The 13,493-nt window shown below is 67.1% G+C and carries 12 protein-coding genes; 6 read left to right on the forward strand and 6 right to left on the reverse strand.

The window, feature by feature from the left end; translation table 11 throughout:
- Positions 1 to 9: 9 nt before the first annotated feature.
- Positions 10 to 204: a Trm112 family protein gene (locus tag FYJ28_RS05305; protein ID WP_055240256.1), complete on the reverse strand. Its 195-nt coding sequence runs from the start codon at positions 202 to 204 to the stop codon at positions 10 to 12.
- Between the two features lie 99 nt (positions 205 to 303).
- Positions 304 to 699 (reverse strand): DUF3499 domain-containing protein, encoded by a 396-nt coding sequence (locus FYJ28_RS05310; protein ID WP_055241964.1) that lies wholly within the window; start codon positions 697 to 699, stop codon positions 304 to 306.
- A gap of 112 nt (positions 700 to 811) precedes the next feature.
- On the opposite strand from FYJ28_RS05310, the gene FYJ28_RS05315 reads away from it, so the two are divergent.
- Entirely contained in the window at positions 812 to 1,318 is a 507-nt protein-coding gene (locus FYJ28_RS05315; protein ID WP_154578555.1) for a metallopeptidase family protein, read from the forward strand.
- Positions 1,319 to 1,341: 23 nt separating this feature from the next.
- On the opposite strand, the gene FYJ28_RS05320 is transcribed toward FYJ28_RS05315, so the two are convergent.
- From FYJ28_RS05320 to FYJ28_RS17250, 3 genes are read right to left on the reverse strand one after another with little or no spacing between them, the layout of a single operon-like run.
- Positions 1,342 to 2,943: a DUF5719 family protein gene (locus tag FYJ28_RS05320; protein ID WP_154578556.1), complete on the reverse strand. Its 1,602-nt coding sequence runs from the start codon at positions 2,941 to 2,943 to the stop codon at positions 1,342 to 1,344.
- Positions 2,943 to 6,443: a glycosyltransferase family 2 protein gene (locus FYJ28_RS05325; RefSeq protein ID WP_326831532.1), complete on the reverse strand. Its 3,501-nt coding sequence runs from the start codon at positions 6,441 to 6,443 to the stop codon at positions 2,943 to 2,945. The genes FYJ28_RS05320 and FYJ28_RS05325 overlap by 1 nt, the downstream gene beginning before the upstream one ends.
- Before the next feature lie 29 nt (positions 6,444 to 6,472).
- Entirely contained in the window at positions 6,473 to 7,018 is a 546-nt protein-coding gene (locus FYJ28_RS17250) for a WhiB family transcriptional regulator (protein WP_082413402.1), read from the reverse strand.
- Positions 7,019 to 7,285: 267 nt separating this feature from the next.
- On the opposite strand from FYJ28_RS17250, the gene FYJ28_RS05335 reads away from it, so the two are divergent.
- A complete protein-coding gene (locus tag FYJ28_RS05335; RefSeq protein ID WP_154578558.1) occupies positions 7,286 to 7,987 on the forward strand; it encodes a TIGR03089 family protein in 702 nt (233 codons plus the stop codon).
- Here the strand turns inward: FYJ28_RS05335 and FYJ28_RS05340 are convergent.
- Positions 7,965 to 8,528 (reverse strand): GtrA family protein, encoded by a 564-nt coding sequence (locus tag FYJ28_RS05340; RefSeq protein WP_082413401.1) that lies wholly within the window; start codon positions 8,526 to 8,528, stop codon positions 7,965 to 7,967. The two genes, FYJ28_RS05335 and FYJ28_RS05340, sit on opposite strands and share 23 nt — an antisense overlap.
- Positions 8,529 to 8,706: 178 nt before the next feature.
- On the opposite strand from FYJ28_RS05340, the gene FYJ28_RS05345 reads away from it, so the two are divergent.
- The 4 genes from FYJ28_RS05345 (at position 8,707) to manA (ending at position 13,427) form a co-directional block, all read left to right on the forward strand.
- Complete coding sequence (locus FYJ28_RS05345; RefSeq protein WP_326831533.1) at positions 8,707 to 9,879, forward strand: 5-(carboxyamino)imidazole ribonucleotide synthase; 1,173 nt, start codon at positions 8,707 to 8,709, stop codon at positions 9,877 to 9,879.
- Positions 9,876 to 10,403, forward strand: coding sequence for a 5-(carboxyamino)imidazole ribonucleotide mutase (gene purE / locus FYJ28_RS05350; RefSeq protein WP_055240253.1), 528 nt, complete (start codon positions 9,876 to 9,878; stop codon positions 10,401 to 10,403). The genes FYJ28_RS05345 and purE overlap by 4 nt, the downstream gene beginning before the upstream one ends.
- A 7-nt stretch (positions 10,404 to 10,410) precedes the next feature.
- Positions 10,411 to 12,027 (forward strand): LCP family protein, encoded by a 1,617-nt coding sequence (locus tag FYJ28_RS05355; protein WP_154578559.1) that lies wholly within the window; start codon positions 10,411 to 10,413, stop codon positions 12,025 to 12,027.
- A gap of 74 nt (positions 12,028 to 12,101) precedes the next feature.
- A complete protein-coding gene (manA, locus tag FYJ28_RS05360) occupies positions 12,102 to 13,427 on the forward strand; it encodes a mannose-6-phosphate isomerase, class I (protein WP_154578560.1) in 1,326 nt (441 codons plus the stop codon).
- Positions 13,428 to 13,493 lie beyond the last annotated feature (66 nt).

Below are 13,493 nucleotides of genomic sequence, written 5' to 3' on the forward strand. Positions count from 1 at the left end.
TTTGGATCCTCAGTTCGGTGTGTTCTCGGCCGTGGTCCCTGCAGCCGGCAGCAGCACCGGAATGCCTTCCTCAATGGCGTAGCGCACCGGCTTGCCATCGGGGCCCGGAGCAGAGGAAACGAGTTCGTTTCCCTCCTGCAAGAGGCGGGAGTGGGTCTGCGGGCACCGCAGGGTGTCCAAAAGATCTGCGGTCAGGTTAGCCATGGCTACGGCACTTCCTTGCGAAACGGTTGACGGGTCAGGCCGCGGTTCGTCCCCGGCTGATTCCTCCAGCCTATAGCGTGCGAAGCCGTGAGCCGCAGGTCAGCTGGGTTCGCTGACTTCTTCGCGCAGCACGCGCAGGTGGGAACGGCGGCTGCCGGCCAGGTCTGCGGGTGGTTCCAGGGCGTGTTTCCCGCTGCGCCGGGCGGGTTCTTCGGCAGGGGCCTGTTCCTCGGCTTCCCGCACGGCGTCCACCAGGGCGGAGAGCTCATCGGGGCCGGGGCTGCGGGGAAGCGTGCCGAGATCCAGGCGGAGGACTTCCCATCCGCGGGGAGCGGTAAGCCGCTGGGCGTGCAGCTCGCACAAATCGTAACAATGCGGTTCGGCGTAGGTGGCCAGCGGGCCGAGTACGGCGGTGGAATCGGCGTAAACGTACGTCAAAGTAGCGACGGCGGCCTGCCGGCACGCTGAACGTGAACAAAGACGTAAGGATCCCACGGAGCAATACTCTACCCCGCTGCCCTCTCCTCCCACCGCAGCCACGCCGGGGCCCTTGGCGACCTGCGGGACGGGCTCCCCGTGGCGGACGGTGCGGGCTAGAGTAGGTGCCATGCCTCCAGGATCTTCCTATCGGATAAGGCTCGACGGCGGGTCCGGCGCAGGAGAGCCGGACCCTGCTGCAGCGCGCTCCTTCCGCAGGCGACGGCGCAACCGGCACGGACGCGGACTGCGCGGAGAACTGCTGCCGGCACACCTGGCAGGTTCCCGGACGCGGGCCGAGCGGTTCGATGACTGGGTCATGGAATCTGCTCAGCGGCTGGAAAGGCTGTGGGGAGAGGACATCCAGTCTTACCAGTTCGTTGTGCAGGAGATCCCGGACGGGCTGGAAGACCTGGTCCGGCGCGGCGGCAACGTTCCCCTCGCAGCCTCGGCTCCGGGCAACGGCCCCAAGCCCCCCGTCATCACCATCTACCGGCGACCCGTTGAGTCAACGGCCCGGGGATTGGTTCCGGTAAACGAACTCATCCACGACGTCGTGGTAGAACAGCTGGCGTCCCTCATGGGACTGGATCCGGAGTTGATCGACCCTACTTACGGCCGTTTCCGCCCGCTCTAGCGCGTTTTGTGCTTGGACTGCGGCTAGTAACCGATGCCAACCTGGACCGAGCGGGTTCCGGATGCCCCGTCCGGAAGCGGAAGCACAGAGATGCCGGGGCCTTCGCCGGTCACCAGCTGGGCACCGTAAACAGCTTCTCCGGCGGCACTCACCAGCACGGCTGCGAGCTCTCCCTTGCCGATGTCCCCGCGCTGCAGCGTGAGCGTCCGGCCCTCGGGGATCTGGACGGTCCTGGCTTCCTGGATTGTCCCGTTCATTCCTATTCCGCGGACACTGACCTCTGCAGCCCCGTCCGGGGCGGTGAAGACCAGCGAGGAATCTCCCCCGGGAACGGCCACAGCCAGGTGTTCACTTCCCAGTCTGGTATCCGCGGAGGCCACAGCGAGTTCCACACGTTCGCCCGGTTCGGTGCCCCGGCTGAACACAGCCGCAGCTGCAACAGCCACATCGGCTGAGAGGTCCAGGGAATAGGTTCCTTCGGGCAGCTCTGCCAGCGGGATCTTCCCGACTGTCCCTGCCGGAACGCTGAAGATTCCCCCGCCGGGGAGCTCCACCTCTCCCTTGGGGCCAAAGACCCGCAGGTGAACCGATGCGTCCGAGGTTCCTGGAACCGCAACATTCAGCACCGGCGAAACAGAGCTGTAGCCGTCCTGCTCCGCGAGTTTGCGTGTGTCCTCAGCCTTCTGGAGCGCGACGCCGGTGATCACCTGGCGCGGGGACGGCGCGGCGGTCGGTTCGATAATTTCGACGCCGCCGGCGGTGAGTCCCCGGAGAATTGTCTGCTCGATGAAGGCGCTGACCGGGCCGCCGGAGCTGCGCACACGCACGGCCGCGGATTCCTGGTTCGAGGCCAGGCCCGCCAGGATGATGGACCGGGTCTCACCGGGCGCAACCACGATTCCGCGGCTGCCGCCGGTCTCCACCCGGCCGTCGGCTCCGTAGATCTCCAGGTCCACGGTTGCAGCCGTGCCGGACGGATTGTTGAGCCGCAGGACGGCCGTTGCACCGACAGTCGTCCTGGCCCCAACGAGCCACATGTCATTAGCCGGTGTCTGGCAGTTCGCGGCAGCCAGCCCGGCCAGATCGCCGTCGTTCGCGGTGTAGCCCATAACCGCATTGGCGGTTGCCTGCTGCCCGCCGCTGGGGGCAGCTTCGAAGGCCGTCACTTTGGTAACCGCTTGTTTGGCCAGGACCCCGGCGAGGCGCGCTCCTGCGAGCGGTACGTCGGCTCCGGGTTCCAGGGCCGCAACGGACTCCCCTCCCCCAAGGACGGAGAGTTCCGCAGCAGGCAGCGCTGCTCCGGTTCCGCCCACCACGGCGGTGGTAACGGCGGTGGCTGCTGATTCCGAAACCGGGCTGAACTCAGCGTCGGTTCCGTCACCGCTACCGGAAAGGAGGCGCAGGGGTTCGGGACATACTCCGGTGAGGACTCCGGCCGGCACTTCTGTCCGCGGAGGCGGCACAGACAGGTCCGAACGCTCCGGAGCCGCAATGGCGGACGCGGCTACGAGCCCTCCGGCGACGCCGAGCAGCACAGTGCCGGAGAAAACGGTGTAAGCCGCCTTCCGGCCGGCGGACCGGCGGATCCGGTTACCGGCACGCGTGGCCTCGTTGGCTTCGGCCATCAGCGCACTCCTTCAGACGAGTTCTTGGCGGCAGGCACGCCCGGGGTTCCGGACTTACTCTCCGACGAGGCCCGGGACCGGGTCCGGCCGCGGGATGGCTTGTCCCGGCGTGCCCGGGCCCCGGTGCGTCCGTCCCTGGTCAGGGCAGGTTCAGTCTTCGTTTTGCCGGTGCCTGAGCCCGGGTCCTTGTCCGGTTCACCGTCATGGTTCCCGGCGGGAGCCGGTGAACGGACCGGCCCCTGCCTGCCCGGGAGCCGGATGATGCCGGAGCGGGCCGGCGTCGGGATGGCCAGGAGGAGCGTCAGGCCGAACACGACAACCTGCACGATCCCGGTCCAGGGTCCCCAGGCGCTGCCATAGCTGACCGTGACGTTCCCGCCCTCGGGCGGAAGGTCGAAAGCCTGTGCCCAGCCGTCGGTCGCCGGGCTGAGCCGGTTCCCGTTCAGGCTGGCCTGCCAGCCGGTATCGGCACGCTCAGCCAGGACGAGGCGCCGCCCTTCGGGGCCCTCCGGGATCTCCGCGTCAACGCCGGAAGCCCGGGACGGAACCAGCGCCAGCGTCCGGCCATCCCCGTCCACGATCCGTACGCGGGCTGTCTGCCCCTCAACCGTTTCGGTTCCCTGATCATCGAGTGCACCGGTGACCCTCCACAGCCAGCCGGACCCGGTTTCGCCCACAGCGGTCAGGCCCGGAACAGCGTCCAGCCGGTCCGCCAGCAGTTCGGCTGCGGTGTCCGAGGACTGCAGGACTACGAATCCAACGCCCAGGCGGGCCAGGTCCTCCCGCGGGTCGACCCCTGTGCCTGCAGTAATCACGGCAACAGCGTTCCGGAGCGCTGCGGTGGCTTCGTCGTCAGCACCCAGCGTCTCGCTTCCGGGCTCACCCTGGACCGATCGGGCGGCGTAGGCAGCGTTCAGGCCGTCAAGGGTGCTGCCGCCCGAGCGCATAAGGGTCGCCGTTACATCATCTTCGGGACCAGCGGAGAGGACCAGCGAACGGGTCTGGTCGGGGCTGTTGCCCCGGTCTGCGGCCGTAGCCGGAAGAACACGGGGTTCCGTGGCGCGCACGGCGAGCTGCCGGCCGGGCTGCGCTCCCCCGCTTCCCTCAGCCGTTGCTGCCCCGGTTGCCTGCGGAATCGTCCAGGCAGCCAGGCTCGCAGCGGGGCCTGCTCCCAGCAGGACCGCGAGGGTCACGACGGCGGCGGTAACCGGCCGGCGCTGCTGGCCTGAGTCCGATGTGCGTGCAGAAAGAAGTGTGTCCAGCGCCGGCAGGGCGGCACATACCAGTGCAAACACGGCCGCGGACACCAGCGGGCCGGGGAACGGAGTCACCAGTGCTGCTGCTGCGCTGCCGGTAGCCAGGTAACCCGAAGCTGCGGCAAGGGCCAGCGCGGCGATGGCAATGAGCCAGGCCAGGCGCGCTGTTCCGCTGCGCCGGGAAAGGAACAGGCCGGCTGCTGAAAGAGCCACCAGCGGGCCGCCGACGATCACGGCCAGGACCAGTGCCCACGGTCCGCCTGCCGGGAGGAAATCCAGCCCGGCAACGGGATCACTGATTCCGAAGGCTGACGGGTAGCCGAGCAGCTGCTGCCACAGGGCTGCCGGTTCAAAGGCCAGCGGTACGCCCGGGTCAGCGGCAACGGCACGGAGGTTTTGGGATGCAGAGAGCACCACGGGAAGCAGCAGTGCCGCGGGTGCCAGCAACGACCACCAGAGGGTGCGCGCGCGGGTTCCCATCCGAAGTGACAGGACCAGGACCAGCAGCACGCCCAGGACCAGCAGCGCAGGGGCGCTGGCGGTGAGCACGGCGAGGAGCAAACCCGCTGCAGCGGCGGCGGTCCAGCTGGGGACACCGTGCACGCCGGGTTTGCGAGGTGCGTTCGAGGGGTCTGTGGCCGCCCGTTCCGCGGAGGCAGGTGCTCCGGCGCCGACAGCGCGTGCCATGGCCAGCACCGTCAGCGGCAGCACCACATGGGCTATCAGCGCGCCGAGGCGTCCTTCGCCCAGGGAGACCTGGAGCGCAGGCAGCGAGCCCCAGACCATGGCTGCCCAGAACCGGGGGCCTTGCCGCCGGGTAAGCGCACCCGAGGCGAACCACGCTGCAAGTCCCGCCAGAGGCATCGCCAGGAGGACCAGCACCACCACCGCAGCGTTGGCATTTCCAAAACCGGCGGCACCGAGCAGCCACAGAACGTAGTCGAAGGGGTCTCCATGTCCGGGATATCCGGCGCCCACCTCAGCCCACCAGCCAGTGGCGCTGGCCCAGATTTCGCCAAGCGTGCCGGATACGGGCAGCAGTGCCCCTCCGGTCAATGCAGGCGCTCCGACGAGCCGGTGGAGCCCGGCCAGGGACGCGGCTGCCAGAATCAGGGCGGCGGCAAGCGCTCCGGCACCGGACCATGTCCGCCCGGGACCGGAGAGGGCTGTGAAATCGTCGTGGGAGTCGCCGCTTGGCTCATAGGAGGGTCCGGAGGACGGCACGTCGGTCCGGTAGGCGTTAGCCGCGGCATCGGATTCGTGGACCGAGCGGCGGTGCTCTCGAACCTCACGGGGACTGGTGATCAGCCCGCGGACTGTGCTGCGCGGGAGCTTCCGGGTAGCCGCAGCCCGGCGGCGGGACCGGTAGAGGTCCACCGGCCGAAGCACGGCAGCGATGCTCGAGACCAGCGAACCCGCGGCGTAGCCCGGATCCTTGGCGAGCATGCCGAGGAAGAACCTGCCGAAACCGCCCAGCACGGCGCCCAGCGCCAGGAACGGCACCTGCCATCCGGGGGCATGTTTCAGGCGCAGGAAGACTTCGGCCTTCCGCGCGGCCCGTGCCGTGGCCGCGGAGTTGGGGCGGCTTCCGGCGTGCCTGATTCGCGCGGACGGCACCACCACCACCCTGTGGCCCGCAAGCCGGTTGCGCCAGCAAAGGTCAATGTCGTCGCCGGTGCCGGGAAGCGCGGGGTCGAATCCGCCCAGGGCGTCCCAGGCATCGCGGCGAATCAGCATGCCCGCCGAGTTGACCGCGAAGATGTCGCTGCGGGAGTCGTACTGGCCCTGGTCCAGCTCGTCGACGTCGATCATGGTCAGCCGTTCAGCCCAGCGGCTCACGGAGACTCCAACGTCAATCAGTTTGCGCGGGTTCTCCCATTCGACCTGCTTGGTGCCGGCTACCGTCACCGAGGGTGCAAGCTCAACGGCGCGGAGAAGCTGGGCCAGAGCCTCCGGATCCGGAGCGGAATCGTCGTGGAGCAGCCAGAGCCATTCCTGGGCCGCTTCGTCCGGCTCAGTGCGGCGGGGCAGCTGCTCGAGGCCGGCCTTGACCGCGGCACCAAATCCGGAGCGGGCGGGCGCACCGGTAACAGGGCTTCCCACCGGAAGGCCCAGCTGCAGCAGGGATGCGGAGGCGTCGGTGGAACCCGCGTCAACGCCGACGCAGAAGTCCGCCGGACGAGTCTGTGCCGCCAGTGCGGAGAGTGTTTCGGGGAGGTACTCGGCGCCGTTGTGTGCGACCACAACGGCAATAACTCGGACGTGCGAAAGAATTAGACTGCCTGCTTTCGAAGCCGCCGGCGTTCCCGCTCGGACAGTCCGCCCCAGATACCGAACCGCTCGTCATTGGCGAGTGCGTATTCGAGGCACTGGGAGCGTACGGTGCATGCTGCGCAGACCTTCTTCGCATCGCGGGTGGAGCCGCCCTTCTCCGGGAAGAACGCTTCCGGGTCGGTCTGGGCGCAGAGGGCGTCGGCCTGCCAGCCGAGTTCACTCTCGTCTGCGTAGCCGTCTCCGATCCCGGGCAGTCCGATCCAGACGGGACGCTGCTCGGACTCGGCGGGGGCAGGGAACAGCGAAACCGGAGGATCAAGGAGTTCGTCCCCGCGCTGCTCCTCGCCGCCGGCAAGGGCTTCATGCGCTGCAAGGAAGGCGGTAGCCGCATCTTCCAGGCTCCCTGCGCCTTCCCGGAAGCGGTCCGCAGCTTCGGGATCAGCGGGATCGACGTACCAGTCACCGGGCACACCGCGCGAGCCGTAGCTCTTGGAGGCCTGCGCCTGGATGTCCGGCCGGCCCTGCTTCTTCTCTGCTTGCCCCATGGAGTCCTCCCGGTGTAAATGCTCCAGCAGCGGATATCTGGCTTCACACAGGCGACAATCAGCCTGCTGTGAACGCATGTAGGTCATGGTTTGCTGGAACAAATCCGTTCCCTAATTACACGCGTGTAATACGGTCACGTCAAGCTGTTTCGGCATCCTATAGAGTCGGAACCGTTCCACGGCGCCGCGCCACGCCGTGAATTTTGCTCCCGACGCGCCGGCGTTGCCCGCCGAGGCATGATCCACTTCCAAGCGAAAGCGAATTCCATGACGGAAAACCCAGTTCCCAACATACTGTCCACGCTGCGCAGCGAGCAGGCAACCTCGCCTGCCCTGATCTGGTACGGTCCCGGGTCCGAACGGGTCGAGCTCTCAGGCAAGGTGCTGGACAACTGGGTTGCCAAGACTTCCAACTATCTGACCGAAGAACTTGATGCCGAACCGGGAACCATAGTGCAGCTGGATCTTCCAGCGCACTGGAAAACCCTGGTGTGGGCCCTGGCCGTCTGGCAGTCCGGCTGCACACTTGCCCTATCGGCTGTGCCGAGGGTGGATGTAAGGGTAACGGCCGAAAACCCTGAGCCGCAGGGCGCAGAGCTGGTTGCGGCAGTAGCGCTGCCGGCACTTGCGATGGCGTGGCCTGGTGCGCTGCCCGCCGGGACGAGCGACTACTCCGCCGAGGTCCGATCCTTCGCTGACACCTGGGCAGGGCCGCTCTACCGCAGCGAGCCGGCGCAGCCCGTGGCGGGGGACGCCGGGGTCCTTGGGTTCGGTCTTGATGCCGGGGAGGCACCGGAGACCGGACGGCAGGTTGTGCTGCTCCCGGCTGAAGCAGGAACTGCGGGAATCCTGGCGAAGGCGCTTTCGGTCTGGGCAGGCGGCGGGGCGGTTGTACTCACCGGAGACGGGGTGGAGCCCACTGAGCGGATGCTGCAGGCAGAAAGGGTTACTGCCCGGCTTGAGGCCTGACCGGTTTCGCCGGGGCCTCCCCCGCAGCGGGTTCCGGGACGGCCGTATGCGCCGGGTCCACGGTGAGCTCCATGGCACGTTCGTCAGCTTCAGCCTCGCTGGCTGAGTTGTTGAAGACCCAGTACCGGTAGGCAAAGAACCGGACCACGGTGGCCACACCGATGCCTATGACACCGGCCATGAACAGAGTTCCGTTGTCCGTGATACCCATCGGATAGCGGGCAATCCAGGTGAAGCCGGTGGAAATGACGATCCCGATGCCGTTGATGAGGATGAACTGCCCGAATTCGCGGGCCACGTTCGACTGCCTGCGGTGGCGGAAGGTCCACCACCGGTTTGCAACCCAGGAGAAGAGGGTAGCGATGGTGGCGCCCGCGAAACGTGCCTTGGCCGGGCTTCCTTCCATGACCGAGTGCATGAAGATCCAGGTCAGGCCGTTGTCCACCACAAAAGCAACGGCACCTACAGTGCCGAACTTGGCTACCTCGCGCCAAAAGGCAGACGCCAGTCCCCTGAGCCAGGAAATAAATGTTCTGATCATGACCCTCCGCGGCCAATCGTGTACGCACGGGGATCCCCGCCGGACGAAGTCGCTGCCGCGCGATGGCGCGGCAGAAAGAACCTACTTTACCTGCCAATCTTGGGAATTACCCCGGGGGCGGCCGCTTCCGCGGGCGACACACGGCAGGAAGTTCCCGCGGTTTCGGTAACCTGTACTCGTGAGATTTCCTATTATCGGCGTTGTCGGCGGCGGCCAGCTGGCCCGGATGATGGCCCCGGCGGCCACCGAACTCGGGTTCGAGCTGCGTGTCCTGGCAGAAAACCCGGACGTATCCGCAGTTTCAGCCGTAGCCCACGCCGCAGTCGGCGACTACACCGACTATGAGACGCTGCTCGCGTTTGCCCGCGGCGTGGACGTGCTGACCTTTGACCACGAGCATGTACCCGGTGAGCACCTCAAGGCGCTTCAGGCTGAGGGCATTAACGTGCAGCCGGGCCCTGATGCCCTCCTGCACGCCCAGGACAAGCTGGTCATGCGCGCTGCCGTCGATCGCCTGGGCCTGCCGAACCCCCGCTGGGCGGCTGTGGCTTCGGTCGCCGACCTCGTTGATTTTGGCAAGGCGGCCGGCTGGCCCGTAGTCCTGAAAACGCCGCGCGGCGGCTACGACGGCAAGGGCGTGCGCATTATCGAGGACGCCGAAGCTGCTGCCGCCGCTGCCGACTGGTTCACCGGTTCCCCGCTGCTGGCCGAAGAGAAGGTCCCCTTCACGCGCGAGCTCTCCGCTTTGGTCGCCAGGACTCCTGCGGGCGAGTCCGTGGCGTGGCCAGTGGTGCACTCAATCCAGGTGGACGGTGTCTGTGACGAGGTAATCGCCCCGGCACAGGACCTCGCTCCCGAAACTGCATCGGCCGCAGCCGATGCAGCACTGCGAATCGCCGCCGAACTAGGGGTCACCGGCGTTATGGCTGCGGAGCTCTTCGAAACCCCGGGCCGCGGGCCTGGTTTCCTCATCAATGAACTGGCCATGCGCCCCCACAACTCGGGGCACTGGACCATGGACGGATCCGTCACCGGGCAGTTCGAGCAGCACCTCCGCGCAGTTCTGGGACTGCCGCTTGGCGGCACCGGCGTGCTGGGCGGCGTTGTGGTCATGAAGAACTTCCTTGGCGCTGACAACACTGATCTTTACCGCGGCACCCGGCTGGCAATGGCTGCTGAACCCAGCGCCAAGGTCCATAATTACGGCAAGGCAGTACGCCCGGGGCGCAAGGTCGGCCACGTCAACGTCGTCGGAGCGGACACGGCAGACCTGCCGGCCGTCCGGCGCAGTGCCGAACGCGCAGCAGCGATCATCCGCGATGGCCGCGAACCTAATGAGGAGAAGGCATGAGCACTGCCAAAACGCCGCTGGTCGGAATCGTGATGGGTTCCGATTCGGACTGGCCCGTCATGGACGCAGCCGCAGCAGCACTGGCCGAGTTCGGCATCCCCTACGAGGCCGACGTTGTCTCAGCCCACCGCATGCCCGCCGAGATGATTTCGTACGGCCAGGAGGCCCACCGCCGCGGACTCCGTGTGATCATTGCCGGCGCGGGCGGGGCTGCGCATCTGCCCGGCATGCTTGCCTCAGTGACCCCGCTGCCTGTCATCGGGGTTCCCGTTCCGCTCAAGTACCTGGACGGCATGGATTCGCTGCTTTCGATCGTGCAGATGCCGGCCGGGGTTCCGGTAGCAACAGTGTCTATTGGAGGCGCCCGCAATGCCGGCCTGCTCGCCGTGCGCATGCTTGCTGCCGGCACCGATCCCCTTGCCGCGGGCCTGCAGCAGAAACTGATCGACTTCGCGGGCGAACTGCGCCAGACCGCCATGGCCAAGGGCGCCCGGCTGCGCACTTCGGTACCGGAAAGCGCATAGGCCCCGGATGAGCAGGACAGCGGCTTCAGCAGCGGGTTCCGTGTACACCGACCCGGTCCGCTACCCCCAGTCCGCATCGCCGCGGCTGCGCAACAGGCGCGCTTTCCTGCTGCTCTTCCTAACCCTGGTACTGCCCGGGTCAGCACAGATTGTGGCTGGGGACCGGCGGCTGGGCCGCACGGCCCTGCGCGTTACTTTCCTGGTCTGGGCGGCAGTCATTGCCGTGGCTGTCCTGGCGCTGACCAACAGGATCCTGCTGGTGAATATCTTCACCAACAACTGGGGCTCCTTCCTGATCATGGCAGTCCTGGCCCTGCTGGCCGTGGGCTGGGCGCTGCTTTTCCTCAACACTTTCCGCATCATCCGCCCGCCCCTGCTGGAACGGAACGTGCGTCCGGCAGTGGCAGCCGCCATGGTCGTGCTGATGGCACTCACCAGCGGCGGGCTGGGTTACGGAGCCTGGCTGCTGAACGTCAGCCGGCAGACCTTCGACAGCATCTTCGCTTCCGGGCCCGCCTTTGACCCGGTGGACGGCCGCTACAACTTCCTGCTCCTCGGCGGAGACGCCGGCGCCGACCGCACAGGCCTCCGGCCGGACAGCATGTCCGTGTTCAGCGTCGACGCGGACACCGGGCAGATCGTCACCTTTGGCCTTCCGCGGAACTTCCAGAACGCCCAGTTCACGCAGGACTCCCCGCTCTGGCAGGTCTTTCCCGACGGTTACAGCTGCGGCGACGAGTGCATCCTGAACAGCCTCTACCCCGTAGTGACCGAGCAGTACCCGGACCTTTACCCGGGTTCGGAGGATCCTGGAGCGGAAGCAATGATGGATGCCGCCGGCGGCATCCTGGGGCTTGAAATCCAGTCCTATGTGATCGTGGACATGGAGGGCTTCTCCTCCCTGATTGATGCCATGGGCGGCGTGAAGATCGACGTCGGAGGATGGGTTCCCATCACCGCCGCTGAAATCCCGGGCACCAACCGGCACTATCCGCCGGACGGATGGATTGCCCCCGGCCTGCAGACCATGGACGGCTACACGGCGCTTTGGTATGCCCGTTCGCGCGAGTTCGTCACTGACTACCACCGCATCGCCCGGCAGCAGTGTGTGCAGCAGGCGATGGTTGCACAGCTGGACCCGGCGACGCTGCTCACCCGTTTCCAGGCAATTGCCTCCGCCGGTGAGCAGGTAGTCCATACAGACATCCCGCAGGACCAGCTGGGCAGCTTTGTTGACCTCGCCCTGAAGTCCAAGAACCACGAGGTGGAACGGATGACCATCGGTCCTCCCGACTTCGGCACCGCAGCGGACAACTTTGTCACCTATCCCGACTTCGCCCTCATTCACGCCAGGGTGCAGGAAATGCTCGCCGAGACCGACGCCGCGGCCGAAGCCACAGCCGAGCAGGAGGCCCCGGCCCCCGTCGAGGACGGTGCAATCGGACAGGACAGCCCGGAGAACCCCGACAGCCAGCAGGCTCCCGCGGAACCTGAGGTCCCCGAGCCGGCGGCGCCGGCCCAGCCGGAAATCACCGAAGAGTATCTTCAGGAACTTGCCGCTATTGGGGACACGGCTACGCTGAGCATGCTGCTGGACAACAACGGCGTCTGCAGCGCAGGCTGACCAGGACGACCTCCTCCAAAAGCTGCGGGCCCGGGTAACCGGTCCGCAGCTTGAACGGCACCGAAGAGAGAAACATGTACCTGCTTTCCGGCACCCTCCGCCCCTATGCCTGGGGATCCCGTACAGCCATGGCTGAGCTCTTCGGCCGCGACCCCAGCGGCGAACCGGAAGCCGAGCTCTGGTTCGGCGCCCACCCCGCAGCTCCCTCTCCCGTCCTCACCGAAGGCGGGGAGGCGGCCACCCTGGATGAGCTCATTGCCAGGGATCCGGAGCTGATGCTGGGCCGTGAAACGGTGGCAGTCCACGGCCCTGCCCTGCCGTTCCTTGCCAAGGTCCTCGCCGCCGGCTCGCCGCTCTCGCTCCAGGTTCATCCCACGCGCGAACAGGCCGCGGCAGGATTCGCGGCCGAGGAGGCCGCCGGCGTGGACCGCTCTGCACCGGACCGGAACTACAAGGATGAGAACCACAAGCCGGAGATGATCTTCGCGCTCACTGATTTCGAGGCCCTCTGCGGTTTCCGGGAGCCGGACGATTCGGCCCGGCTGTTCCGCTCCGTGGCGCGGCTGGTGGACGCAGCCGGCCAGCCGGTACCCGCGCTCTTCAGCGAAACAGCCTCGGACCTCGAGTCCGGACGTCCGGAAGCCGAACGGCTGGAGGGGGTTTTCCGCCGCCTCATCAGCGGTGGTGACGACGTGCGTGAAGCGGTTGCGGCCGCCGCGGACGCAGTGCGCAGTCTCGACGCCGCGGAGAGATCCGAGCTGGACCCCGCAATCGCTGAGCTGGATGAACTTCACGGCTACTACCCCGGTGATCCCGGCGTGCTGATTTCCCTGCTGCTGAACAGGGCTTCCCTCTCCCCCGGCGAAGCGATCTACCTTCCCGCGGGAAACGTCCACGCCTACCTGCGCGGCCTGGGCGTAGAGGTCATGGCTTCCTCGGACAATGTGCTGCGCGGCGGCCTGACGCCCAAGCACATTGACCTGCCTGAGCTGCTGAAAACCATCGACTTCCAGGCGCTGGGCGTCCCCCGCCTTCAGGCACAGCGCACAGGCCTGGGCCAGGAAATCTACCGTCCGCCGTTCTCAGAGTTCTCACTGCAGCGCCTTGAACTCGCACAAAGCGCGGAGCCCGGCAGCATGTCAGCCGCGGATGTGCCCCTGCTGCAGAACGGGCCCACCCTCGTCATGGCACTGCGCGGCTCGCTGGTGCTGGACTCCCCAAAACAGGATCTCATCCTCAATCCGGGCGACTGCGCATTTATCGGCGCCGATGAGGCGCCGGTGATCGCCAAGCTCGCGTCCCACTCAGCCCAGCACGACGACGGCGCGCTGGCTTTCGCCGTAACTGCCGGTTCGCTTGCCCCGGCAGCGGATCCGGACGCGCCGACCCTGCAGCTTTAGCGCGTCTCCCAGCCGGGCGGTTACGCCCGGCTGGGATGCGCCGGCTGGGATGAGGTGCCGGAGCAG

It is taken from the genome of Arthrobacter sp. BL-252-APC-1A, from assembly GCF_009696625.1.
Lineage (GTDB): Bacteria > Actinomycetota > Actinomycetes > Actinomycetales > Micrococcaceae > Arthrobacter_B.